A 25,944-nucleotide genomic window follows, 5' to 3' on the forward strand; every position below is an offset into this window, starting at 1 on the left:
ATCACCTCGCGTATGATTTCCGTGAGTATGATGGTTTTGAGTATCATTACTTTGAGGGACGTGAATACGGTGGAACAGACGATACAACACAGGCACAACAATTAATGTCAGAACGGTAGCAAAACCCAAACCAAACATAATGGTAACGGCCATTGGCTTAAAGAAGATATCTGGTAATAACGGAATCATACCCAAAATTGTGGTGATTGCCGCCATACAAACTGGTCGAACACGACTGACCGCAGCATCTACAACCGCTAAATACGGGTCTTTACCCGATTTCATTTCAATTTCAACTTGATCAAGTAACACAATGCCATTTTTTAGCACCATTCCCGACAAGCTCAAGAAGCCCAACAATGCCATAAAACCAAATGGAGTATTCAATGCCAGTAGCCCTGTAGTTACCCCAATCAGGGCAAGCGGAACCGTGAACCAAACTATCAATGGTTCTTTGACCGAATTGAATAAAAATATCGTAATCAAGAACATAAATAGATAGCCAAGTGGCATCGTGGTAAATAGCGAAGCTTGAGCATCACCTGATGACTCATATTCTCCCCCCCACTCCAAGAAGTACCCAGGAGGAAGTTCTATCGACTCTATTTGAACTTGTAAGCGTTTTTGAAGTGTTGCTGCAGTTTCTTCGCCGAGAATATCGGGGTCAGCCATAATCGTCAGCATACGTTTTCGATTCTTACGAACAATGATCGGATCTTCCCATTTAAACTCATAGCCCGGTGCAACTTGCTGTAATGGAATATATTCACTCAGTGCCGGACTCCAAATTTTCATCCCCTCGATATTTCGAATATCAACACGTTCACTGTCTGGTAAACGAGCGACAATGGGCATTAATGTTGTACCATCACGATAAACACCAATCGCTTTCCCTGAAAACGATAACGCTAAAATATCATCAACATCCGACTTGGTAATACCATAGCGTCTCGCTTGGCTCTCATTAAATTGAGGTTCCAATACTTTGGTTCGCTCACGCCAATCATGGCGCACATTTGTTGCCCCAGAATCAGCATTCATAATATCAATCACCTGGCTTGCAATTGTTCGCAATACAGTAGGATCAGAGCCTATGATGCGAGCTTCGATCTTAGCGCCACCACCTGGCCCCAACTCAATTTGCTTCAATTTATATGCAATTTCAGGCATCTGGTTTTCAATATAATCACGAAAGTTCGACATAATGGCTGGCAACGATTCGTAATTTTCCATGCGTACCGTTATTTCGCCATAGGCGGCGTAACTCTTTTCAGGCGCATAAGTCAGCATGAAACGCTGCAAACCTTTACCTGCGGTTGTGGTGATATGAGCGACGCTATCCTGTTTTGCTAGCCAAGACTCAAGCGCAACTAACTTAGTATTGGTTGCTCGAATATCGGTGCCCTCAGGTAACCAGACATCTACTTGAAACATCGGTGTTGTCGATGATGGGAAAAAGGATTGTTTTACATGGGTGAAGCCATAAACACTGGCGGCTAAGCCCAGCAAACAAACAACAACGGTGAGCCATGCGCGTTTTAAGCAAAACTCTAAGAACCCTTTATAAACGACAAAAATGATACCGTTATACGGGTCACTTTCCCCGTCTTCTTGTTTGTTCTTCATTCCTCTAAAAAACAGATCTGCAAAAAATGGGGTTAATGAAATCGCTGTAAACCAACTCAGCATCAGAGAGATCAATAATACGGTGAATAAGGTGCCACAATACTCACCGGTAGAGTCTTCCGATAAGCCGATTGGCGCAAAAGCGGTTACCGCAATAACCGTTGCCCCCAATAACGGCCATTTTGTTTGGGTTACAATGTCGGTCGCAGCCTGCATTCGACTTCGCCCTTTTTGCGTACCAATCAATATTCCCTCGACCACCACTATGGCATTGTCCACCAGCATACCCAGTGCAATCACCAAAGCCCCCAAAGAAATACGTTGTAGATCAATTTGATAATACTTCATAAAAATGAACGTACCGAGGACGGTAAGTAGCAAAATCAAACCAATCAATAGGCCCGATCTTAGTCCCATAAAAAACAACAGTACGATAATTACAATTGCTACCGCTTGCCCAAGACTCACCACAAAGCCTCTTACGGATTTATCAACCTCTTTAGGTTGGCTGTATATCTCAGCAATACTTACCCCAACTGGTTGTTGGTATTTCAACTCGGCTAAGCGACGGTCAAAGCCCTCACCAACCTCGACCACATTGACCCCTTGGGCAAAAGAAACACCGACATTTAACGCAACGTCACCTTTGAACGTAATCACATTGCTTGGTACTTCGACATAGCCACGTTTGATATCCGCAACATCTTTAAGGTAGATCAGGCCTTGAGATCCCGTTTCGGACAAAATAAGATCGCCCAATTGGTCGACATTTTGGAACTCACCTGTTGGGTGAATACGGACATATTCGCTACCAATACGAATCGCTCCGGCATTCGAAACGATATTCTGCGTCGACAACAGATTAAATACCGTATTCGGTGATATACCTAAGCTACTCAGCCGTTTCGTCGACATTTCTATAAACACTTGTTCTTGTTGCTGCCCAGTAACTGAAACTTTACTGACACCATTAACTAATTCGAGCTCTCTACGTAGATAATCCACATAATCAAGCAGCTCTTTATAGGAGTAGCCCTCGCCAGTAATAGCGAGCAAAATTCCGTATACGTCACCAAAATCATCGATTACTTGAGGCTCTTCCACTCCTGGCGGAAACTGACCGTTCAAATCATTAACTTTTCGTCTTAATTCATCCCAAATTTGTGGTAAATCATTAGGCCCGTAATTGTTTTTCATTGTTACCGTAATTTGAGACAAACCACGGCTAGAAATTGAGTTGACTTCATCAACATAGGTCAATTGTTGAATGGCTTTTTCTAGAGGGTAAGTCACCTCTTCTTCTACTTGTTGTGGGGTTGCACCGGGATAAGCGGTGACGACCATGGCATCTTTGATCGTAAACGCCGGATCTTCTAATCGACCTAAACCAAAGAAAGACGAAATACCACCAATCAGGAAGATCAAAGCAATCATCCAACTGATCACTTTATTTCGAATAAAGTAAGCGGCAATGCCCGTAATTTCATCGTCACTCGATGGTTTGTTTAATTGCTCATCACTCATGGGTTGCCTCCGTTTCAATGACATCCACTTTCATTCCATCCCTTAGCTTGGAGATACCCGCAATAACGACTTGTTGATTCACAGAAAGCCCCGAAAGAACCTGAACAGCTAACTGAGTTGCTTTTCCTATTTCTACTTTGCTTTTACGAACTGTACTGTCACTTTCAACCACCCATACGTATTTTTGTGCTCGATCAACATCATCACCGTCACCATTAAAGATCGCTTCTATCGGCACCCGAACTCCCTCATCAAAACCTAAGGTTGCATGTTCTGTTTTTGAGGTCACTTCCACAGCCATACCATCAAGGATGTACTCGTCCTCAGGCATGGGAAGTGACAACGTCACCGTAAAAGTTCCTGTCGCAGGATCAGGCTCCGTCGTAAACTCCTGTACCGCTGCTTCATAGTTATTGCCACTTGGAACACGTACCTGTACCTCTATTTTGGAGAGATTTGATTGGTCTGGTTGGGTAACATACAAACGATCCGGTAATTGAAGTATTACCTCCACCCGTTCTAAGCTGTGAATGTTGACGATTTGCTGACCTACTTGAATGTTTTCAAAGCGATCGACATTAACCCGTGAAATAACACCATCAACCGGGGCCAATAATCGAGTAAATGATAAACGCAGCTTCGCTAATTTGAGCTCAGCCAAAGCGATTTGACGCCGAGCCGCAATTTCATCGAATTGAGATTTTGCTAACAATCCTTTATTTACCAGAGGACGAGATCGTTGATACTGATTGTTGACAACGGTATAACGAGCAGAGGCGTTATCGACATCCAGTTGGTAATCGGTTGGATCTAACTCCGCGATCACATCTCCTTTCTTAAGCTTATCGCCCTCTTTAACATTAATCTTACTGATCTCACCAGCGACACGAAAACTAAGATGCGAACGCTCAGCCGCGTTAGCAACCGCGGGGAAGTACAAACTATCCCCCTCGATATCTCCTTTTAAATCTGCCACTTTCACTTTAGGCACATCGGTATTTTCCACCAACGGTGCCTCACTGCATGACGTCAAGGCAAGTATCAAAGAAAGAGCGAACAATAGCGTGTGAATCATAGGTAACCTCATATTAAAGCCCTCGCTCTTTGATCCATTCACGAACCTTGATACCAGCGGTTATGCTGGTCACACCCGAAATAACGATTTGGTCTCCATCGGACAAACCATTAACTACCTGACGCTTGTCATTTAATTCAATTGCGGCTTTTTCAACGATTCCTTGCTCATTCACCCGCCAAACACACATTTTGTTGTTCTCTGTAAATACCGCTGATTCTGGAATTCGTGTCGCGCCAGCCGATGCGGACACCACATTAACGGTTCCCGCCATCCCAGGTAGCACGCCAACATCTTTTGGTCGTTCCATCACCATGGTGACTTTATAGCTCCCTGTTTTAGAATCTGCTTCGGTATCAATTTCTTGGAACATAAGGGGGTAACTTTTATCGGGAAAGGCATCAAACGTCATACTTGCTTCAGGTTCAACACCTCGGGAAAAGCGGTTAAGCAGATGATCCGGGAGCTGGAAAATCACTTTCATCAACTCATTGGTTTGGATATTCATCACTCCCTGCTTCGCTGCGAGGTATTCAAAATTATCGGTGTAGACAATAGAAACAGTGCCATTATAAGGTGCGATTAATTGGGTATAGCGGAGGTTAGCTCTTGCTTGATCTAATGTGGCGCGAGCTGAGTTTCGGTTCGCTTTTGCTTGGTCAAAGTCTTGTTCTGAGACTACTTTATCTTTGCGCAATTTTTTATAACGTTGATACTCTACGTCAGCAAGTCTGAATTGCGCCTGAGCTTGATCTGCCAATAATGTGTACTCATCTGGATTTAACGTCGCAAGCACTTCGCCCTTTTTAACAGGTAACCCCGAAACAGCGTCAACCGATTGCAACAAGCCCGGAACACGAAAAGCAAGTACGGCTCTATCCCCTGCTTCAGAGGTTGCAGGAAAACGACGTTCAAATTGAGAGTTGCCAACGGAGACATTAAAAAGCTTTGCGGGACGAGACTCAGGTTCGGGAATAGGAGGGGGAGCTTTATCACAACCAACCAAAATCGTGGCTGTCATCAGCAGAAAAATCGTCTTAAGCATAAGTAACCATCCATAGTTTGATCGTTGACTTCTTATCTCGAAGCCTAGAACAAAGATAGATGACCCATGCCAACTCTGCCAGAAAAAATCAGAAATTTACTTTGATAATGAATAAGTTGAGGGATGTCGAATGACATCCCTCAATTGAAAATAACGCGCTTCACTCATGTAATAAATTAGAGTTTACTAAACTCTCTATCTACCTTATACGAATCTGAAGTGACATACGCCTCCATCGCTCGGACTTTCCCCTCAAGCTGATCAAAATCTTTTTCTAGAGTATCCAACAACATTGATGGTGATTGACCACGCTGCCAAGGCTTATCCTTTAACGTATGTTCTTGCTGAGCCTTGAGGGTTTCTACGTAATTAACCGGTTGTTTTTCTAGCATTAATGTCATTGCCACATACACTAATACCACCAAAAAACTACCACCGAGCAACGCCGCTGAAATCACTAGAATACGAATTAGCCAAACTTCCGCTCCGAAATAGTTGGCAATCCCCGCACACACACCTGAAAGTTTGCCATTGATCGTATCACGGTAAAGTTCTCGTTTACTCATAACGACGTCTCCAGTTTGGTGCCTCCGCATCGAGAATACGTTCTAATGTCTCGACACGCGTATGCATGGTTTCCGCTTTATTTGAAAGAACTTGTAAGCGTTGATGATCTTCCTGCGATAAGCTTCCACTGGTGTTCTTCTTGCTGCGGTAATGTAACCACAGCCACAGTGGCGCAACAAAAATACAGAAAGCCAACAAAGGCAAAGCGATAAAAAACGATGACATTTGCATCTCCTAAAAATTTAGACAGCTTACTCATAACATACCGAGTTAGGCTCATATTTCCAAGGTTAACCCTTGTGAAATTCGATGTATAATTTCCATAAGCAACTGCATTAAACTAACAACAACTGGTAAGCATGAGGCTCAGTTACTTGTTATCTTCCATTTGCTTCTTCAATTTTGCGAGCTCTTGTTCAATCTCATCTTGAGCTTGAAGCTCTGCAAACTCTTGGTCTAGCGATTTGGCATTGCCTGTTTTGGCAAATAGATCAGCTTCAGCTTCCATTTCATCAATTTTACGAGAGAACTGGTCAAACTTTGCCATAGCTTCATGAGTTCGCGCTGTATGTAGATGTTTTTGCACATCACGACGATTTGAAGCGGTTTGGCTGCGAATTGCTAATGCTTGTTGCTTGGCACGCGTCTCTGTAATTTTGCTTTCTAACTTAGTGATTTCGCCAGTTAACTTGTCAATCGTCTCTTCAACTAATGTTTGTTCGGTACGCAAACCTTTTAAAGCATCAACCAATTTTTGTTTTTCAATCAGTGCCGAACGCGCAAGATCTTCTCGCTCTTTAGTTAAAGCCAAAGTCGCTTTGTTTTGCCATTCAGCAACCTGATCTTCGATAGAGCCAATTTTTCTCGCGAGTTCTTTTTTATCAGCGATCGCTTTAGCAGAATTGGTTCGAACCTCAACAAGTGTATCTTCCATCTCCTGAATAATGAGACGGATCATTTTTTCAGGATCTTCTGCTTTGTCCAATAAAGCACTAATGTTTGAATTCACGATATCTGCAAATCGAGAAAAAATACCCATAATTAATCTCCTTAATGGTGTGGCGGTTAAGCCCTGAAACCTAGTGTTAGTTACTGTATCTATACTAGCTATATCAAGTAACGTGCCACTTATTAAAACTAAATAATATCAATAACTTAAATATCTTGCGCATATTTAGAGCAAATAGGTTATGATGAATTTAGCCAATGTTAGGTAAAAATCACCACCTTGTAAGGGGTAACTATGAAGCAAAACTTAATTGGGGAATCTCCGGCATTTCTCGCCGTACTCGATAAAGTATCAAAACTCGCAGGAATAGAACGCCCAGTCCTTATCATTGGTGAGCGGGGAACAGGTAAAGAACTCATCGCCCAGCGACTTCACTACTTATCTAAACGTTGGGACCAACCGTTAATTTCCATCAACTGTGCCACGTTGAGCGAGGGGTTAATCGATTCTGAACTGTTTGGCCATGAATCAGGGGCATTTACCGGATCGAAAGGCCGACATCAAGGCCGTTTCGAACGGGCAGAAAATGGCACTCTATTTCTTGATGAATTGGCTACAGCGCCATTACTCGTACAGGAAAAATTACTACGCGTTATTGAATATGGCCAATATGAACGTGTTGGTGGCCATCAACTACTTAATGCCAACGTCCGTTTAATTTGTGCGACTAACGCTAACCTACCCGAAATGGCACAAGATGGACTGTTTCGCGCAGACTTGCTCGACCGCTTAGCATTTGACGTTATTCATTTACCCCCTCTTCGACGCCGTCAAGAAGATATCCTTTTGTTGGCTGAATATTATGCGATACGTATGTGCCGCGAATTGAGCTATGACTATTTTGTGGGATTCACACACGATGCTCAGCAACGTTTACTCAATTACCCTTGGCCGGGTAATGTGCGTGAACTCAAAAATGTCGTGGAACGTGCCATCTACCAACATGGTGCTATTGATAGCCCGATTGATATACTCACCTTTAATCCTTTTGAACAACAATGGAATCAAACCGATCCTGACAATCAGGCAACTAACCACCATACTGAACAGGTTAACTTTGATTTCCCTATGGATTACAAGCAATGGCAGGAACAACAAGATCTTGTGCTGTTGAACGCAGCTCTTGAAGAAAGTAAGTTCAACCAACGTAAAGCTGCTGATTTATTAGGCTTAAGTTATCACCAATTTAGGGGTATGGTTCGTAAGTACAATCTTAATAACCCATCCTAGATTCGAAAAAAACGAAGTGTGACATTGGTTTGCACGAATGATTAATGGTAAATTACCGAGATCTTACGGCATAATGGTCTGTTCCGTTATTCCCAATCTCCAACAAACGTTGTTTTTATGAAAGCATTCATACAACTGACCATCAGTTTACTCTCTCTCAGTTTCATTACTGGGTGTGGTGAAGATGTTGATCATGAAGAAATTCGCCAAAGCGGTTTTGTTTTTTGTGGTCAAGGTGGCCCAAATACATTCAACCCACAATTGGTTGATAGTGGTATTACTTCAGAAACTCTGAGCCCACAGATATTCGATACGTTATTGACGCTCGATCCCAATAGCTTCCAGCCAATCCCAAGTATTGCGCAGGCGTGGGACGTCAATGAGTCAGGCACAGAGTACACCTTTACTTTAAAACCGGATGTTCAATTCCAAACGACACCATGGTTCACTCCGTCACGTCCGTTGAATGCTGACGATGTTGTGTTCAGCTTTCGTCGAATCATCGACCCAAATCATCCATTCCACTATGTGGGCGGTGGTTTATACCCTTGGTTTGTCGGGATCGATTTTGCCAACCTCGTCACTAGTATTGAGGCGATTTCTGATCATCAAGTAAAATTCACCTTGAGTCGCCCTGACAATACGTTCCTATCAAATATTGCGACGTCTCACGCGGTCATCCTCTCTAAAGAGTATGGTGATCAACTGATCTTTAGTGATGAAAAATCATTACTTGATTCTAAGCCAATCGGAACCGGACCTTTCTACCTTGTGGAATACCAAGTAAATGATTTAATTCGTCTACTTAGACACGATAGTTATTGGAAAGGTCCAGCCAAAATGGATCAAGTCGTCTTCGATATTTCTCACAGGGGAACGGGTACTTTAGCCAAACTATTAAGAAATGAGTGTGATGTTTTAACGTCACCACGCTCAAGCCAGGTTCCAACCATTGTTGAACAACAAAATATTACGTTGACCGTTAAACCTGCAATGAACGTCTCTTTTATCGCAGTAAATACGTCACATCCTGCACTGAATAATGCCAACGTTCGTAAAGCACTAAACTATGCTATCAATCGCCAGAATATTTTGGATTCTGTTTATTACGGTACAGGTAGCCAAGCTTACTCAGTGTTACCACCCTCTTCTTGGGCTTACCAAAAAGATACGGTTCAAATCCGATATGACCGCAATTATGCATTAGCACTTTTACGTGATGCCGGTGTAGAGAAAGGGACTGAGTTCACAATGGCTGTTCCACTAGAACCGCGAGCGTATAACCCAAGTCCGAGAAAAACAGCTGAACTGATCCAAGCGAATTTTGCCGATATTGGTATCAAATTAAACCTAATGACAGATGATCGTTATGACCGCAACGACATCGGACATAATGACAATATCGACCTCTATTTAACTGGTTGGAATGCCAACACTGGCGATCCTGATAATTTCTTACGACCACTGCTCTCTTGCGATTCAAAACGCGCTGGAATCAATATTTCGAGTTGGTGTAACCCTGATTTCGACTTTTTGCTTGATCTTGCATTAGAAGTGGAAAAAAAACGTTACCGCGTCAACTTATATCATCAGGCGCAAAATATCCTCAATGAAGAATTTCCAATCATTCCACTTAGCCATGGGATGCAATTTCAAGCTCATGATAACTCATTATCTGGCTTCAAAATTAGCCCATTTGATGCTCAACCATTTGATCAAGTAGAAAGGGTAAAATAGATGTTCTTGTATACTATTCGTCGCCTCAATCTATTTATCATCACTTTGCTGATATTGACTATTATCGGCTTTAGTTTGTTACGTCTTGACCCAACTTCGCCTTGGTCTCAATACGAATTTTGGTCTGGCTGGACAACTTACCTTGGTGAGCTTAGACATTTAAATTTTGGTGTGAATAAAAATGGAGTACCCATCCTAAGCGAGTTGGAAATCGTCTTTCCAGCAACATTAGAGCTGGTCTTTATCGCTTTTATGTTATCGCTCATCATTGGTATTCCTCTTGGTACACTGGCAGGAATGAGACAAGGAAAATGGTTAGATACCATTATTTCTTTCACTTCTATGTCTGGCTACTCGGCCCCAATATTCTGGGTTGCGCTACTCATGATCATGGTCTTTTCTTTGCACTATCAGATCTTTCCGGTCGCAGGTCGTTATGACCTCCTGTATCAAATCGACCATGTCACCGGTTTTGCGCTAATCGACGCGACTCTTTCAGACAATGAATATCGAATAAATGCTCTACAAAGTGTTATTGATCATTTGATTCTGCCTTGTTTTGTCCTCGCACTAGCACCGACAACTCAAGTTATTGGCCTGATGCGGACTTCTGTATCAGAAGTAATGGGACAAAACTATATTCGAGCGGCGCGAATCAAGGGTCTCTCAACTTACGAAATCGTCACTCAGCACGTATTACGTAACTCAATACCTCCTATTATTCCTAAAATAGGTGTTCAGCTTTCCAGTATGCTGACACTGACCATCATTGCTGAGTCTATTTTTAACTGGCCAGGAATTGGGCGCTGGTTGCTTGATGCGCTTTCCAACCAAGATTATGTCGCCATTCAAGCAGGGGTCATCGTTGTCGCTACACTGGTACTCACAGCAAACATTTTGTCTGACTTAGTGGGTGCTATCGTTAACCCGCATGTAAGGAAAGAGTGGTATGCTAACAAATAATATCTATCAAGAAGAACGCATCCCGACTCAATTTGAACGTTTCTGGAAAAGCTTTCGAACCAATAATCTCGCTATGTTTGGCCTTTGGTGCTTAGGGTTTATCGTATTCGTAACCTTGACCTCACCTTGGCTTGCACCGCACGCGCCACAAATGCAAACTGGAGAGTTACTGCTTCCGCCATCTTGGAACCCTGCTGGGACCGTCGAGTACTTTCTTGGTACGGATGACTTAGGCCGTGATATTCTTTCACGTCTGATTATTGGGTCACAACTGACATTTGGTGCTGCTGTCTTGATTACTGCTATCGCCACTTTCATCGGCTGCTTGATTGGCATCTTAGCAGGCATGACTAAGGGGCTATTATCAAGCACGCTTAATCACCTACTTGATACCGTCATGTCTATTCCATCGCTACTGTTAGCGATCATTTTTGTGGCTTTTTTAGGTTTTGGTGAGTTCAATATTTTATTGGCGATCTGCCTTGCTCTGATCCCTCGATTCATTCGTTCTGTTTATCTTGCGGTACATACCGAAGTTGAGAAAGACTACATCATGGCTGCGAGACTCGACGGGGCAAATGATTTCTACCTATTATGGAACTCAATTTTACCTAATATTCTTACCATAATTGCCGCCGAAGTAACTTTGGCGCTCTCTATTGCCATTTTAGATATCACAGCCCTTGGTTTCCTTGGACTTGGTGCTCAGGCACCAAGTACCGAATGGGGGGCTATTTTAGGTGACTCAGTGGAATTAATTTACCTTGCTCCATGGACGGTGACACTACCAGGATTGGCGATTATGTTTACCGTTGTTGCTGTTAACCTCGTCGGTGAAGGCGTTCGACGCGCACTCAATGCGGGGATCGAATAATGCCTTTATTAGATATCCGACATTTAACGATTGAGATTGAAACGCCTCAAGGTCTCGTTAAAGCTGTAGATCGCATGAGTCTTACCTTAAATGAAGGTGAGATTCGAGGTCTCGTAGGTGAATCGGGCTCAGGAAAAAGCTTAGTCGCAAAAGCCATCGTCGGCGTTTGTAAAGACAACTGGAAAGTTACGGCAGACCGTATGCGACTTGGCAATATCGATTTATTGCAATTAACGCCTCGTGAGCGTCGCCGTGTGATTGCACGTGATATCGCAATGATCTTCCAAGAGCCATCAACCTGTTTAGATCCCTCTGAAGATGTGGGGCAACAGTTGATTGAATCGATTCCAGCACGATCTTTTGACGGCAAGTGGTGGCAGCGTTTTGCTTGGCGTAAAAAACAAGCGATTGCTTTGCTACATAAAGTGGGTATCAAAGATCATAAGAAAATAATGAATAGCTACCCTTATGAATTGACCGATGGTGAATGTCAAAAGGTGATGATTGCCATGTCAATTGCCGCTAAACCCAAGCTATTGATTGCTGATGAACCAACCAACGACTTAGATCCAATCACTCAATCGCAGATTTTACGTCTGCTCAGTCGTATGAATCAGGTTCACAATACGACCATCGTACTTATCGGCCACGACTTGACCACTATTACTCAATGGGCAACGCGTATTACTGTTATGTATTGTGGTCAATCCGTAGAATCAGCCGACACTGACAAAATCTTAAATGCGCCAAAACATCCGTACACGGTTGCGCTACTTAGAGCTATGCCAGACTTTAGCGATTGGATCCCGCACAAGCAAAAACTCGAGTCACTTGCGGGAACAATTCCTCCACTTCAGCATCTGCCTATAGGTTGTCGATTAGGTCCAAGATGTCCATATGCACAGCGCCAATGCGTTGAGATTCCACAACCAAGAAAAGTAAAAAATCATAAGTATTCGTGTCACTTCCCACTCAACATGGAGAAAAAATCATGAGTGCTTTATTAGAGGTCACTGATCTTTCTAAAGATTTCATTACTCGTTCGGGATTATTTCGCAAGAAAATTCACCACGCTGTTAAACCCGTCAGTTTCTCACTTGAAGCAGGCCAAACCATTGGCTTCATAGGTCAAAATGGTTCGGGAAAATCAACATTAGCACGAATGTTGGCAGGAATGGTGGAACCAACTTCCGGGGAAATTCGAGTCAATGGGGATTTGTTAGAACACAAAGACTACTCAACGCGCTGTAAACTGATTCGCATGATTTTTCAAGACCCCAATACATCATTGAACCCTCGCATTCAGATTGGTCGTATTCTAGAAGGACCTCTGATGCGAAATACAAATATGACGCCAGAAGCTCGTATGAACCGAGTGAAAGCCACTTTACTCCGTGTTGGCTTGCTCCCTGAACATGCTTATTTCTATCCCCAGATGTTAGCAACGGGGCAAAAACAGCGCGTATGCCTTGCTCGAGCTTTAATACTTCAACCATCAATAATTGTAGCCGATGAAGCATTAAACGGCTTAGACATGGCGATGCGCTCTCAAATTATTAACCTGTTTTTGGAGCTCCAAGAGGAAATGGGAGTTGCCTTTATCTATGTTTCACAACACATCGGCATAATGAAACATATTACAGACCAAGTCATGGTAATGCATGAGGGAGAAGTGGTGGAATCTGGTAACACGCAACAAGTGCTTTCATGCCCAGAACACCCTATTACTCAACGTCTAGTCGAGAGCCACTTTAATAAGGCTCGTAATTTCAGATAACCTCTTCAAATAGCACCTATGGATGGATGATGATGGCAAGGATTGCCCTATTTATCTCACTAATAACGTTTCCTTTGATGTCATTTGCAACACCAAAAACCTGGCTGGATACATCATTTGTAAAGCGGGCCTTTTTAGAAGTTGCACTTAAAAATGAATACTCATCTGGTGATAAGCCTTTAGTTAAATGGCAGCAGCCCATCAAGATTTGGGTAAAACATAAAGTCGCTGATCAGATACTACATGACGAGCTGGTCGACGCACATCTCCTACATCTTCAGAAAATAACAGGACATAGTATCTCTCGAGTCTCGACTCGTAAGCATGCTAATGTAATCTGGATATTTACTCGAGAATCACTTTGGCAGCAGGATATCAGCCAAGAAATCGGCAAAGACGCTCTTAAGCATATACATGGTGCCATCTGTACAGCCAGTTACCGAGTCTCAGTAAAAAACAAAGACATAGTAAGAGCCACGGTTATTGTTCCGGTTGACCAGAGTCGTGCACATGGAAAACTACTTGCTTGTATTGTTGAAGAGATCACCCAAGTGATGGGACTACCGAATGACTCACAACTCGCCTACCCATCAATCTTTAATGATCGTACGCCTGATGATCTATTATCTCCGCTCGATGTCGTATTACTTAAATTACTCTATGAACCGTCGCTAAAGAGCGGTATGAGTAAATCTCAAGTATCTGATCAGATTGATATTTTATTAGTTCAATATCAGCGAGATGGGATTCTAAAAAATGCTGTCAACGTATCACGCTCAGCGCCACTGTGGAAAATATTAGAGTAAACCGAAATTCGATGAACATAAAAAACCCATCCGAAGATGGGTTTAAAAAATCATGCTGTACTTTACGAATTAAGCAAGTTCAGTTTGAAGCCAAGGCCAACCTTGCTTCTTACGGCTTAGTGTATTTTCCATCATTAACATGCCATCTTTTTCATGCTTGATGAGTTTCTCTGCCCACTCACCTTTGTGTAGTAGACGAGTTTGTGCTGTTGTAATGTCAGTTAACATTACCGCAGCAAATGCTAGGTTCTCTTCAAGACAACGACGCTCAAGATCAGCTTCTAGTGCTTCAATCATCGCATCAACTTGCTCAAGTGTTGCAAGTTCAACCTGACCGACAACAACGTCACGACCATTGAATGGGTAGCCTTTAAGATCTTTCTCTACAAGTTCAGCAGCAGAAAGTCCTTCGATGTTTGTTTTTGCAATCAGCAAATCTTTAATGAATGCATCAACGTCTTGAACGTCTGCAATCTGTGCCAATTCTGCTACCGCGTCTTCATCTTTTTGAGTACACGTTGGTGAAGCAAAACCCACAGTGTCTGAAAGAATTGCAGACATCATTAGTTTAGCGATTTGAGGAGTGATTGTGTGACCTTCAATTTTGAACATATTGAAAAGCACTGTGTTTGTACAACCAACAGGCCAGATCCAAGCTTCCATTGGGTTTATTGTCATAACATCACCTAGACGGTGGTGGTCAACAATACCCACAATTTCTGCTTCAGCCACATCATCTGGTGCTTGTGCTAGATCTGAGTAATCAACGAGCCAAATTTTTTCACCGGCAACGCTAGTACGTAGTTCAGGCGCCTGAGCACCGGCAACTTCCAGAATGTGCTGGGTTTCGCGGTTAATTTCACCTTGACGAATTGGCATTGCTTCAACACCACGTGCTTTTAGAAGCTCAGTCGCAACAAGTGCACTACAGATACTATCACTATCAGGGTTCTTGTGACCTACAACTAGAATCATCTTATTTCCTATTGGTTTTCTATCTATACCCTCCAAAGAGAGGGCTATTACTCACAACGGACGTTACTTTACCTGATTTTCAAAATTTGTCATCGGTTTCAAGGTCAGCTGCGGAAAAAGAAGACAAAAAACGATGAAATTTGTTGCAAACAATTCTCATTTATTTATATTGATAATAATTCTCATTATGATTTGGCAAATATGAACTCCATACCTTTTTCTCAGTATTTACCTAGCTGGCTATCCATTTCCCAGTTCCAATTGGCCTATAAACGTCTATTGTTGCCCGTGGCACTTCTTGCTCTGTTAGCAACACAGCAAACTCGTGAGCTGACAGTCAATACTCTCTCAGACGCTTTTTGGGCCGTTTCCGCCTATGTCGCATTTACGCTTGCGATTTATCACTACTTATCTTTATTTATTAGTAAGCAAAATCGCGTTGTTAACTTATTCCATCACTCGCGCCGCTACCAAGTCTTTTTCTCTGCTCTTTTAGGTGCTCTGCCCGGTTGTGGCGGCGCTATCGTCGTAACAACCCAATTTGTCAGTGGTCGAGTAGGTTTTGGTGCGATTGTTGCGGTTTTAACATCGACTATGGGCGATGCCGCCTTTTTATTACTCGCCAGTAAACCTGATATTGGTCTCGCAGTCATCGCACTTGGTGTTGTTGTCGGAACGCTTTCTGGTTGGGCAGTCAACGCTCTTCATGCCGATGATTTTCTACGTCCTAAAACAGAGGGGAGCGATACCCATCTCCATTCGTGCAAAGGGGCAAACACACTAGAAAAGAAAGCCATTAATCTGCAAGGCACCTTTTGGAAATGGCTGCTTGTACCTACCGCAATCATTGCAACACTGGGCTCTTTCCAAGTCGATATCAACGCGCTGTTTCACCTACCTGAGATGACCATTGAATGGATTGGTACCGTACTTATTGTTGTCAGCATGCTACTTTGGGCCATGACGAAAGAACTACATGACTATCAATCCACGGTATCGGAAGACACAAAATGTGTCTCTTCTCATCCACTACAAAAAGCAGCGCAAGATACCAACTTTGTCACTGCTTGGGTTATCGTGGCATTTCTTGCTTTCGAGTTCACAACCTCTTTTGCTCACCTTGAACTGCCAGTCATTTTCGAAGGGTTGGGTGTCTGGATGCCACTGATGGGCTTGGCTATTGGCTTGTTACCTGGATGCGGTCCCCAAATCTTAGTCACCAGCTTGTACATTTCCGGCGCAGTACCACTTTCAGCTCAACTAGCCAATTCAATATCAAATGACGGGGATGCATTATTTCCTGCTATTGCACTGGCTCCTAAAGCAGCCCTAGTTGCGACATTTTACTCAGCAGTTCCGGCTCTAATCGTGGGTTACGGCTACTATTTCTTATTTGAAATGTAACGTTCATTCTCTTAACGAGACGAATACTGAGAAAACAAAAAGCCGCTTGTCGTTTAAAAACAAGCGGCTTTGGGAGATATCTAGCGTCGGTACGAACTTATTTGTGGCGTTCTTTCAACTTATTAATCACGTCATTGAAAGACAAACCTTGGTCTTGCAGCAGCACTAATAGGTGATAAATCAAATCGGCAGATTCACAGACTAATTCCGCCTTATCACCCGACGTCGCCGCAAGCGCGACTTCAACGCCCTCTTCGCCCACTTTCTGCGATATACGTTTGGTACCACGAGCATACAAGTTTGCGGTATAAGAGGAGTCAGGATCGGCATGTTTACGCTCAGCCAAGAGTTGTTCCAATTGATGAAGCCACACCATTTGTGACTCCTGCTGCTGATCACCATCCCAACACGTCGTTGTTCCTGTATGACAGGTTGGCCCAACTGGGTTTACCTTAACTAATAGCGTATCGTTATCGCAATCCAATGCGATATTTTCTAGTTTCAAAACGTGGCCTGACGTTTCACCTTTTGTCCACAAACGCTCTTTCGTTCGCGAAAAAAATGTTACGTGCCCCGTTTGAACCGTCTTATCCAGCGCCGCAGGGTTCATGTACCCCATCATTAGGACTTGGCTCGATTGATAGTCTTGTACAATGGCCGGAACCAAGCCATCTACTTTCTCCCAATCAATTCGTTTAGACAATGCCGTGACATCTGTGCTCGAAAATTGGTCCATTGCAAAACTCATAATCGTACCTCTATCCCTTGTTGTTTCAGGTATTGTTTTAGCTCACCAATATTGATCACCTGCTTATGAAAGACCGAAGCAGCCAATGCTCCATCGACATTCGCTTGTTGGTACGCCTGTGCAAAGTGCACCATTTCCCCAGCACCACCTGAAGCAATCAACGGGACCTTACATACTTCACGAACCATATTTAGCTGTTCGATATCATAACCATTACGTACACCATCTTGGTTCATCATATTTAATACGATTTCCCCTGCGCCACGTTTTTGTACTTCAATAACCCAGTCACGAGTTTCCCACTGTGTGGCTTTGGTGCGTTCTTCGTCACCCGTAAATTGATAAACTTGGTATTTACCTGTTTCTTTGTCGTAATAAGAATCGATGCCGACCACAATACATTGAACACCAAATTTATCAGCCAAGTCGGTGATAAGTTGAGGGTTCGCCAATGCAGGGGAATTAATCGAAACCTTATCCGCACCATATTCTAAAATACGAGCCGCGTCTTCAGCAGACTTAATACCACCAGCAACACAAAAAGGAATATCAATCACTTCGGCTACACGTTTCACCCAGCTTTTATCCACGACGCGTCCATCACTTGATGCCGTAATATCATAGAAAACCAGTTCATCAGCACCTTCTTGCGCGTAACGCTGAGCTAAAGGAACAATGTCACCAATTATTTCATGGTTACGGAATTGAACCCCTTTAACGACTTGTCCATCACGAACATCAAGACAAGGAATTATTCGCTTTGCCAACATGCAAATGCCTCCTGTGCGTTAAATTTACCATCAAGCAGTGCACGTCCCACGATCACTCCTGCGACACCGGTACCTTTTAGTGCGGCAATATCTTCAAGGCTACCGATACCACCTGAAGATTGGAACTGCACTTGCGGGTATTGCTGACACAAATCGATATAAAGCTCGACGTTTGAACCTGCCAACGTCCCGTCTCTTGAAATGTCTGTACATAACACATGCTTAAGCCCAACGGTCAAAAAATCTTCGATCAGTGCTTCAATCGTCACTCCCGAATCTTCTTGCCAGCCAGAGATCGCTACTTTACGAATGCCATTCTCATCAATATTGATATCCAACGCTAAGACAATTTTTTCAGCGCCGTATTTTTCCATCCAACCTTTGACTAACTCCGGTTGCTTCACAGCCGTCGAACCCACCACGACCCGCTGAGCTCCGGCTTCAAGCAGATTCACCACATCTTGTTCTGTACGAACCCCACCACCAATCTGAATATTGGCCGGTGTACTCGCCAATAACTTAGCGATCAAATCAAGCTGGCGTGCTTGCGTATCTTTTGCCCCGGTAAGATCCACCAAGTGCAACCAATTAGCACCCGCTTGATGATACAAATTGAATTGTTCAACTGGGTCTACTTTGTATTCAGTCACTTGACCGTAGTCGCCTTGATAAAGACGTACGACTTGTCCTTCTATTAAATCGAGAGCTGGAATAATCACGTCTAATTCCCTTTATAAATTCAAAAAGTTTTCGATCAGTTTTGAGCCAGCTTTACTTGAACGTTCTGGGTGAAACTGAACTCCATAGTAATTTTCGCTTTGAACAGCCGCTGTAAATGGTTGACCGTATTCACACTGAGCAATGGTGTAATCCCCAACTGGCATAGCAAAGCTATGGACAAAATAGAAATATTCACCTTCTTCAATATCTTTAAATAGTGGATGTTCTGGCAATGATGTGACGGTATTCCATCCCATATGCGGTAAAGGTAAGCCTCCCGTTTCCAACAGGTGCACTTCTCCCTCACACAGCCCTAGGCACTCCACAATATCATTGGCTTTTTGGCCTTTTTCCTTGGAAAATTGACCCAGTAACTGCATTCCTAAACAAATGCCAAGTAGTGGTTTCTCTACTTGCTTTACTAGCTCAATCAAATCACGCTCAGCGAGGTTTTTCATCGCCTCACTTGCCGTCCCCACGCCGGGTAAAAACAGTTTATCTGCGGCTAAAACCACTTGCGGGTCTTTCGATACTACGACATCACAACCTAAACGCTCTATCGCAAATTTAACGGACGAAACATTCGCGCAACCCGTATCAATAATCACGACTTTCTGCTCAGACAACTTCTTTTGTGTCATTGCTCGCTCCTTCATTTAAAGTACGCCTTTGCTACTTGGAAGCTCATTGCCTTCTACTTTAATGGCTTGGCGTAATGTGCGACCGAACGCTTTAAACAAACTCTCGATAATGTGGTGGTCATTGTGACCACTTGACGACAAGTGCAATGTACAAGCTAACGTATCGGTCAAAGAGCGGAAGAAGTGAACCACCATCTCCGTAGATAAATCGCCAACTTGTTCGCGGCTAAACTCAGCATCAAACTTTAAATATGGGCGGCCAGAAAGATCTAACGCGCACTGTGCCAGACATTCATCCATTGGCAAGCTAAAGCCAAAGCGCCCTATACCACGTTTATCACCTAAGGCCTCTTTCAATGCTTGCCCTAACGCCAATGCGGTATCTTCAATGGTGTGGTGATCATCAATGTGCAGATCACCACTCACCTGACATTTCATCTGGAAACCACCGTGTGTCGCAATTTGATCGAGCATGTGATCAAAAAACCCGAGTCCGGTAGTGATATCGTTACCTCCTTGCTCATCCAAATTCACAAAGACTTTTATGTCTGTTTCTTTGGTCGTGCGCACGACTTCAGCAGTACGCGCTTTTACCGTAAGATCTTTTAATATTTGTTTCCAGTTCATCGTTTCAGGGTGATATTGAATACCTTGAATTGCCATATTTTCGGCCAGTTGCAAGTCGGTTGCGCGGTCACCAATCACCACTGAATTTTGGAAGTCGACCTTACCCCCTTGCAGATATTCTTTAACCATTCCTAATTTAGGTTTACGACAAGTGCAATTGTCTTGCTCGAAGTGCGGGCAAATCAGCACATCATCAAACACCACACCCTGGGAGGTGAAGATCTCCATCATCATGTTTTGAGGCGCATCAAAATCAGCTTGAGGATAACTATCGGTACCCAATCCATCTTGGTTTGTCACCATCACTAGGCGATATCCCGCGTCTTGTAACGACAGCAGGCTTGGAATAACAAAAGGCTCGAGTTTCAGTTTATCAAGTCGATCCACTTGGAAATCAATAGGTGGTTCGACAATCAAGGTGCCATCTCGATCAATAAATAGAATTTTTTGCTGCTTGCTCACTTGGACTTCCTTTTCATTCTTAGCTCATTTATCACAGAACGAGCCCTTATTCTTATTGATGCTTCACGTTAGTATTTTTATCTTAACGCCAAGCATCCGACCGTCTAATTACGCGTAAAAATTACGAATAAAACCAAGAGTTTTTTCACACTCATCGCGATTACCGACACTAATTCGCACACAATCTTCAATTGGTGAGTTACGTAAAATGATTCCGTTATCCCACGCGGCTTTAAATAGTGCATCGCCATCCGGGAATTTAACCAGCATATAATTGCCCCAGCCATCAAAGACTTGCAACCCACCAATCATTGAAAGACCGACTTGTAAGTAAGCTCGGTTGGCATTGAGATCCAACACTTGATATTTCGCGCGCGCCAGGCCCGCTTCAGACAATGCTTGTATCGCGATTTCAGCCACAGGAATTGGTACCGGATACGGCGCTATAACTTTAAGCAATACGTCGATGACCTCTTGGTTTGCGAGTGTGAAACCACAACGCAAGCCAGCGAGTGCAAATGCTTTTGATAAGGTGCGCAAAATAGCGAGGTTGGGATATTGCTCAAGAAGATCGACCGTAGAAGCTTCTGGACAGAAGTCGATATACGCTTCATCCATCACCACTATCGCTTTATCTTTTGTCATCTCTAGCAAGGTAATAATGTCTTCTCGCTTAACCAAATTCCCGGTCGGATTATTTGGGCTACACACGAAAAGTAACTTTGCCCCATCAAGATTCGCTTTAATGCCCTCTAAATCGAGTTGCCAATCTGCGGTTAATGGGACGGTTCGTCTTTCTACACCAAATGTTTCCGCACTGATAGCGTACATCCCATATGTTGGTGGACAATATAAAATGGCATCCTCACCTGGCTCACAAAACGCGCGAACTAATAACTCAATACCCTCATCAGCCCCACGGGAAGTCAAGGTCTGTTCAGGCTTAACGCCTGCATAGGCTGCATAGGCTGCGATCAGTTCTTTAGGCTGACATTCGCTATAACGGTTTAAGCGAACAAAGTTGGTTTTATATTCATTATTGAATGGGGATTCGTTCGCATTAAGCCAAACATCCCCAGTACCACCAATACGTCGAGCCGACAAATAAGGTGTTAATTGCTGAACTTGTTTACGCGCTAATTTTTCCATTGCTCTTTTCCTCAACCTTTCGCCAACAACTTTTCGACACGAATTGTTACTGCTCGTTTATGCGCATCTAACCCTTCAGCTTCTGCCATAGTCACGACTGTTGGAGCCAGAGTTTGTAAACCTTGTGCGGTGAGCTCTTGAACCGTCATACGCTTTGAAAAATCGGCTAAACCTAAACTTGAATAGGTTCGGGTGTAACCATACGTCGGCAAAACGTGATTGGTCCCAGAAGCGTAATCACCAGCCGATTCCGGCGACCAATCGCCTAAGAAAATAGAACCAGCGTTGTCTAGCAATGGCAACAATTCACGAGGATTCTTGGTTTGAACAATCAAGTGCTCAGGGCCATAGAAATTAGAAATTGAAACTGCTTGAGTTAAAGACTCAGCAATAATAATTAAACTCGATGCGAGCGCTTTTTCAGCAATATCAGCGCGAGAAAGTAATTTCAACTGTTCACGAACAGCGTCACTGACTTGATCGGCAATGATTGGTGATGGTGTCACAAGCACCACTTGAGAGTCAGGGCCATGCTCGGCTTGGCTTAACAGATCCGCAGCGACGAAATCTGGGTCAGCAGATTCATCCGCAATCACCAATACTTCAGATGGGCCTGCTGGCATATCGATTCCGGCACCACGAAAATCGTTACTCACTTGTCGCTTCGCTTCCGTAACGTAAGCGTTACCCGGGCCAAATATCTTATCAACCTTAACAACGGTTTCTGTCCCATAAGCCATTGCAGCAATCGCCTGACCGCCACCGACGTTATAAACTTCATCGATGTTACACAGCTTAGCAACATATAAAATTTCATCTGCAATCGGTGGTGGTGAGCACAACACAACTTTACGACAACCTGCAATTTGAGCAGGAACACCTAACATCAAAACCGTCGACGGCAGAGGCGCACTACCGCCAGGGATGTACAAACCGACTTTATTAATAGAACGCGTTACCTGTTCACAAACGACACCTGGTTGTGTTTCTACCTTTATTGGCTGAGGTTTTTGTGCATTGTGAAACTTAGCGATATTCTCATAAGCTTGCTCTAAAGCCTGCTTCATCTTGGATGTTAAACGCTCTGATGCTGCTTCTATTTCCCCCTTAGAAACACGAATAGAAGCAGGGGTGACCTTATCGAATTTCTCGGTCAACTCAATCAGTGCGGCATCTCCCTCACTGCGAACTTTTGCAATAACCTCTGAGACAGCGGCGGTGATATTAGCCCCTTCGCTGATAGCAGGACGCTCTAGTACTGAGTCTTGCTGAGTTTCACTAAGTGATTGCCAAACGACTGTTCTCATCGTCTACTCCATCATTTTTTCAATCGGTAATACCAAAATCGAGCTCGCGCCTAATTCTTTTAACTGTTCCATTGTTTCCCAGAATAAATTTTCTGTACTCACCAAGTGGACAGCAACTTTCTGCTTTTCTGCCGATAGCGGTAAAACGGTTGGATCTTCTGCGCCCGGTAATAGAGCTTTAATCTGTTCTAACTTATCGACTGGCGCATGTAGCATGATGTATTTAGATTCTTTTGCTTGTTGTACACCTTGCATACGAGTGAGTAATTTCTCAATCAATGCCAATCGCTCAATATCAAAATCACCCACACGTTGAATAAGTGTCGCTTTTGATTTAAAAATCACTTCGGCTTCTTTTAGGCCATTTGCTTCTAATGTTGCCCCTGTCGAGACAAGATCGGCAATCGCATCAGCCAATCCGGCGCGTGGCGCGACTTCAACTGAACCGGTCAGCATACATGTTGAAAATGGCACTCCTTGTTCATCCATATATGCTTTTAATAATTGCGGATACGTTGTTGCAATACGCTTACCCGCGAGATCTTGAGGCCCGTTATATTCTTGGTCTTTATTAATCGCGATAGATAAACGGCAACCACCAAAATCAAGACGACGAAGTTGAATAAATTGGCAAGGCTCACCTAGTGCTTTACGATCTAAACGAACTTCTTCTAGTTCATTTTCACCAATAAAACCTAAGTCGACGACCCCATCCATGATCAAACCTGGAATGTCATCATCACGAACAAGAAGTAAATCTATTGGCATATTTTCCGAATGAACGACAAGACGTTCACCCATAATATTGAATTTCACGCCGCATTTTTTAAGTAACAACTGACACTCTTTACTTAAGCGACCTTTCTTTTGAATTGCGATTCTTAGGCGTTGTGTTTGCATTGCTTTATCCCTGTGCAAATTAAAAACGATTTTAAAATAACCAAAACCAAATTATGAAACCGGTAAAACTGAAAAACCCTCGGAAGATGTTCATCTCCCGAGGGTTTTAATCATAAATTCTTTGATATAAGCCTCCGGGAGTTTCCTATCTCCCGGGTATGCGCACATCTCCCGAAAGACTACAAGGGATGATGGTGATGATGAATTTGCATTACAAAATTGCGCATACTTATTAAACTCTTACCGTTTCATTTAACTATAACCACACTAACTAAGCCGTTAACTTTTTTCAACCATTAATTTGAGTTTTTTTCATCTTTCAGAAACAGAAAAAGGAAGCCGAAGCTTCCTTTTTATCATCCAATCTTTTAACTACTACTCAATACTATTCACGATACGACTTGTAGACATATGCTTCATTACAAAACATACCGCGACGAACGTAATGCTTGCAGCTGTGAATGACAGTGCAAGTGAATCTGTCATTCCCAATACAATAAAGCCTACAACCGACACGAATGCCACTGCCAATGCGTATGGTAGCTGAGTTTGTACGTGGTCAATATGGTTACAACGTGCACCTGTTGAAGACAGGATAGTGGTATCAGAGATTGGTGAACAGTGGTCACCGAACACTGCGCCAGCTAAAACCGCACTTAGCATTGGTAGCATAAGAGCGATGTCTGTGTTGCCCGCTAGGTCACCGGCGATTGGCAGCATAATACCAAAAGTACCCCATGAACTACCGGTTGCAAATGCCATCACACCAGATAGCAAGAACAAGATCACTGGCAACCATTTAGGGTCGATATTACCTTGAACTAGGCTTGATAGATAACTACCGGTATTCATATCACCAATAACCGTACCAATACACCAAGCGAAGACTAAGATAAGGATGGCACCAAACATCGATTTTGCACCGATCCATAAAGTATTGCCGATTTCCACCGCCGCTAGACGCTGTCTCAATACTGTTGCAAGAGCAACTACTAGCCCCGTAAGACCGCCGTAAACTAGAGACGTACCTACGTTAGTATTTTCAAATGCACCAAGTAATGAATATGATTTACCGGCTGCTTCTAGCGCTTGAGCTCCCGTGAATAGCATTGACGCACAAGTGGCAATAATCAACATCACGATTGGTAAAATTAGATCCAATACACGACCGTGGTTGCTTTCTTTAATATCAAGTTCTTCATCAATTTCACGCGCTTGTTCACGTTCATCATTTGCGTCTTCGTCAAATCCACGACCTTGAGAGGCCGCGATTTCATGTTCACGCATTTTGCCAACAGTCAGGCCAAACCATGACACAGCAAATACCATCAACAATGCAAAGATTGCGTAGAAGTTCATTGGTACTACGCGCATAAATGCACCCAAAGCAGAATATTCGGTAATACCGTGGGTCACTAGAATGCCACTGACTATCGTCATAATATAAGCACCCCAACTTGATGCTGGCATTACAACGCACATCGGTGCTGCAGTTGAGTCTAAGATATACGCAAGTTTTGCACGAGAGATGTAAAAACGATCTGTTACAGGGCGAGAGATAGCACCAACCGCTAGGCTATTAAAATAGTCGTCAATAAAAATGAAAATACCTAGGAATGCGGCAAGTAGCTTTGCTCCACGTTTACTTTTGATGCGAGATTGCGCCCAATCAGCAAATGCTCGCGTACCACCAGACAATGTTAACAGTGCTGTCATCATACCCAGTAACAATAGGAAAGCTACAATGCTCATTTTACCCGCATTAATGCCACCATCTTGGACAAACACGCCCAAAACAATGTTTTTTATGTAGCTAATCGCGCCGCCAAATGAAGCATCGGCAAGTAAAAAAGCACCAATGGCAATACCCGTGCCAAGAGATAACAGAACACGACGCGTAACAATCGCTAGCGTCAAGGCTACTACCGGAGGTAGTAGTGAAATAGGAGATGTTGCAAAATCGATTAAATTCATGATCTTCAAAAACCAGTTCTAATTGGTTAGAGAT

At 43.3% G+C, this 25,944-nt stretch carries 23 protein-coding genes, 1 pseudogene and 1 other annotated feature; of the genes and pseudogenes, 8 read left to right on the forward strand and 16 right to left on the reverse strand.

The genetic code is table 11. From position 1 onward, the window contains the following. Positions 1-51: 51 nt before the first annotated feature. The 6 genes and pseudogenes from DZ860_RS13605 to pspA form a co-directional block, all read right to left on the reverse strand. A pseudogene (locus DZ860_RS13605) lies at positions 52-3,150 on the reverse strand (efflux RND transporter permease subunit); the annotation flags it as partial. Then, the gene (locus DZ860_RS13610; RefSeq protein WP_279386834.1) at positions 3,143-4,225 is read right to left on the reverse strand and encodes an efflux RND transporter periplasmic adaptor subunit; all 1,083 of its coding nucleotides are present in this window, start codon (positions 4,223-4,225) and stop codon (positions 3,143-3,145) included. The pseudogene DZ860_RS13605 and the gene DZ860_RS13610, both read right to left, overlap by 8 nt. Before the next feature lie 13 nt (positions 4,226-4,238). Continuing rightward, the gene (locus tag DZ860_RS13615; protein ID WP_120032160.1) at positions 4,239-5,270 is read right to left on the reverse strand and encodes an efflux RND transporter periplasmic adaptor subunit; all 1,032 of its coding nucleotides are present in this window, start codon (positions 5,268-5,270) and stop codon (positions 4,239-4,241) included. 176 nt (positions 5,271-5,446) lie between these two features. Continuing rightward, the gene (pspC, locus tag DZ860_RS13620) at positions 5,447-5,836 is read right to left on the reverse strand and encodes an envelope stress response membrane protein PspC (protein WP_120032162.1); all 390 of its coding nucleotides are present in this window, start codon (positions 5,834-5,836) and stop codon (positions 5,447-5,449) included. Further along, positions 5,829-6,062: an envelope stress response membrane protein PspB gene (pspB, locus tag DZ860_RS13625; RefSeq protein WP_120032164.1), complete on the reverse strand. Its 234-nt coding sequence runs from the start codon at positions 6,060-6,062 to the stop codon at positions 5,829-5,831. Before pspB ends, pspC begins: the two co-directional genes overlap by 8 nt. A 145-nt stretch (positions 6,063-6,207) precedes the next feature. Further along, on the reverse strand, positions 6,208-6,876 hold the full coding sequence (gene pspA, locus DZ860_RS13630) for a phage shock protein PspA (RefSeq protein ID WP_120032166.1): 669 nt from the start codon (positions 6,874-6,876) through the stop codon (positions 6,208-6,210). 204 nt (positions 6,877-7,080) lie between these two features. Between pspA and pspF the strand changes: the two genes are divergently transcribed. The 7 genes from pspF to DZ860_RS13665 all read left to right on the forward strand — a co-directional run bounded on the left by pspF (position 7,081) and on the right by DZ860_RS13665 (position 14,233). Next, the gene (gene pspF / locus DZ860_RS13635) at positions 7,081-8,076 is read left to right on the forward strand and encodes a phage shock protein operon transcriptional activator (RefSeq protein WP_120032168.1); all 996 of its coding nucleotides are present in this window, start codon (positions 7,081-7,083) and stop codon (positions 8,074-8,076) included. Between the two features lie 117 nt (positions 8,077-8,193). Beyond that, positions 8,194-9,813, forward strand: a complete 1,620-nt coding sequence (gene sapA / locus DZ860_RS13640) for an ABC transporter substrate-binding protein SapA (RefSeq protein ID WP_120032170.1) — start codon at positions 8,194-8,196, stop codon at positions 9,811-9,813. Further along, the gene (locus DZ860_RS13645; RefSeq protein WP_120032172.1) at positions 9,814-10,776 is read left to right on the forward strand and encodes an ABC transporter permease; all 963 of its coding nucleotides are present in this window, start codon (positions 9,814-9,816) and stop codon (positions 10,774-10,776) included. Next, positions 10,763-11,650 (forward strand): putrescine export ABC transporter permease SapC, encoded by an 888-nt coding sequence (sapC, locus tag DZ860_RS13650; RefSeq protein ID WP_120032174.1) that lies wholly within the window; start codon positions 10,763-10,765, stop codon positions 11,648-11,650. The genes DZ860_RS13645 and sapC overlap by 14 nt, the downstream gene beginning before the upstream one ends. Beyond that, complete coding sequence (locus DZ860_RS13655) at positions 11,650-12,645, forward strand: peptide ABC transporter ATP-binding protein (RefSeq protein ID WP_120032176.1); 996 nt, start codon at positions 11,650-11,652, stop codon at positions 12,643-12,645. Before sapC ends, DZ860_RS13655 begins: the two co-directional genes overlap by 1 nt. Beyond that, complete coding sequence (locus tag DZ860_RS13660) at positions 12,642-13,427, forward strand: peptide ABC transporter ATP-binding protein (RefSeq protein ID WP_120032178.1); 786 nt, start codon at positions 12,642-12,644, stop codon at positions 13,425-13,427. The genes DZ860_RS13655 and DZ860_RS13660 overlap by 4 nt, the downstream gene beginning before the upstream one ends. A gap of 32 nt (positions 13,428-13,459) precedes the next feature. Then, positions 13,460-14,233, forward strand: coding sequence for a DUF2927 domain-containing protein (locus DZ860_RS13665; RefSeq protein WP_120032244.1), 774 nt, complete (start codon positions 13,460-13,462; stop codon positions 14,231-14,233). Positions 14,234-14,302: 69 nt separating this feature from the next. Here DZ860_RS13665 and DZ860_RS13670 read toward each other — a convergent pair whose 3' ends face one another. Continuing rightward, positions 14,303-15,208 (reverse strand): manganese-dependent inorganic pyrophosphatase, encoded by a 906-nt coding sequence (locus DZ860_RS13670; protein WP_120032180.1) that lies wholly within the window; start codon positions 15,206-15,208, stop codon positions 14,303-14,305. A 201-nt stretch (positions 15,209-15,409) separates the two neighbouring features. Between DZ860_RS13670 and DZ860_RS13675 the strand changes: the two genes are divergently transcribed. After that, a complete protein-coding gene (locus tag DZ860_RS13675; protein ID WP_120032182.1) occupies positions 15,410-16,612 on the forward strand; it encodes a putative manganese transporter in 1,203 nt (400 codons plus the stop codon). A 97-nt stretch (positions 16,613-16,709) separates the two neighbouring features. Here the strand turns inward: DZ860_RS13675 and hisIE are convergent, their stop codons facing one another. The 9 genes from hisIE to DZ860_RS13720 form a co-directional block, all read right to left on the reverse strand. Continuing rightward, on the reverse strand, positions 16,710-17,360 hold the full coding sequence (hisIE, locus tag DZ860_RS13680) for a bifunctional phosphoribosyl-AMP cyclohydrolase/phosphoribosyl-ATP diphosphatase HisIE (RefSeq protein WP_243641857.1): 651 nt from the start codon (positions 17,358-17,360) through the stop codon (positions 16,710-16,712). Next, positions 17,357-18,130, reverse strand: coding sequence for an imidazole glycerol phosphate synthase subunit HisF (hisF, locus tag DZ860_RS13685; RefSeq protein WP_120032184.1), 774 nt, complete (start codon positions 18,128-18,130; stop codon positions 17,357-17,359). Before hisF ends, hisIE begins: the two co-directional genes overlap by 4 nt. Next, a complete protein-coding gene (gene hisA / locus DZ860_RS13690) occupies positions 18,112-18,849 on the reverse strand; it encodes a 1-(5-phosphoribosyl)-5-[(5-phosphoribosylamino)methylideneamino]imidazole-4-carboxamide isomerase (RefSeq protein WP_120032187.1) in 738 nt (245 codons plus the stop codon). Before hisA ends, hisF begins: the two co-directional genes overlap by 19 nt. Positions 18,850-18,861: 12 nt before the next feature. Beyond that, positions 18,862-19,476 carry an imidazole glycerol phosphate synthase subunit HisH gene (gene hisH / locus DZ860_RS13695; RefSeq protein WP_120032248.1) on the reverse strand — a complete coding sequence of 205 codons (615 nt, stop codon included), beginning with the start codon at positions 19,474-19,476 and terminating at the stop codon, positions 18,862-18,864. Between the two features lie 30 nt (positions 19,477-19,506). Beyond that, positions 19,507-20,580, reverse strand: a complete 1,074-nt coding sequence (gene hisB / locus DZ860_RS13700; RefSeq protein WP_120032189.1) for a bifunctional histidinol-phosphatase/imidazoleglycerol-phosphate dehydratase HisB — start codon at positions 20,578-20,580, stop codon at positions 19,507-19,509. A 108-nt stretch (positions 20,581-20,688) separates the two neighbouring features. Beyond that, entirely contained in the window at positions 20,689-21,729 is a 1,041-nt protein-coding gene (gene hisC, locus DZ860_RS13705) for a histidinol-phosphate transaminase (RefSeq protein ID WP_120032190.1), read from the reverse strand. An 11-nt stretch (positions 21,730-21,740) separates the two neighbouring features. Next, a complete protein-coding gene (gene hisD / locus DZ860_RS13710; protein ID WP_120032192.1) occupies positions 21,741-23,036 on the reverse strand; it encodes a histidinol dehydrogenase in 1,296 nt (431 codons plus the stop codon). A gap of 3 nt (positions 23,037-23,039) precedes the next feature. Next, entirely contained in the window at positions 23,040-23,936 is an 897-nt protein-coding gene (hisG, locus tag DZ860_RS13715) for an ATP phosphoribosyltransferase (RefSeq protein ID WP_120032194.1), read from the reverse strand. A gap of 67 nt (positions 23,937-24,003) precedes the next feature. Next, positions 24,004-24,140 (reverse strand) — a sequence feature (His leader region). Positions 24,141-24,311: 171 nt separating this feature from the next. Beyond that, entirely contained in the window at positions 24,312-25,910 is a 1,599-nt protein-coding gene (locus DZ860_RS13720) for a Na+/H+ antiporter NhaC family protein (RefSeq protein ID WP_120032196.1), read from the reverse strand. Positions 25,911-25,944: the final 34 nt, after the last annotated feature.

The sequence above is a fragment of the Vibrio sinensis genome, from assembly GCF_003605645.1.
In the GTDB taxonomy this organism is placed as follows: Bacteria; Pseudomonadota; Gammaproteobacteria; order Enterobacterales; family Vibrionaceae; genus Vibrio; species Vibrio sinensis.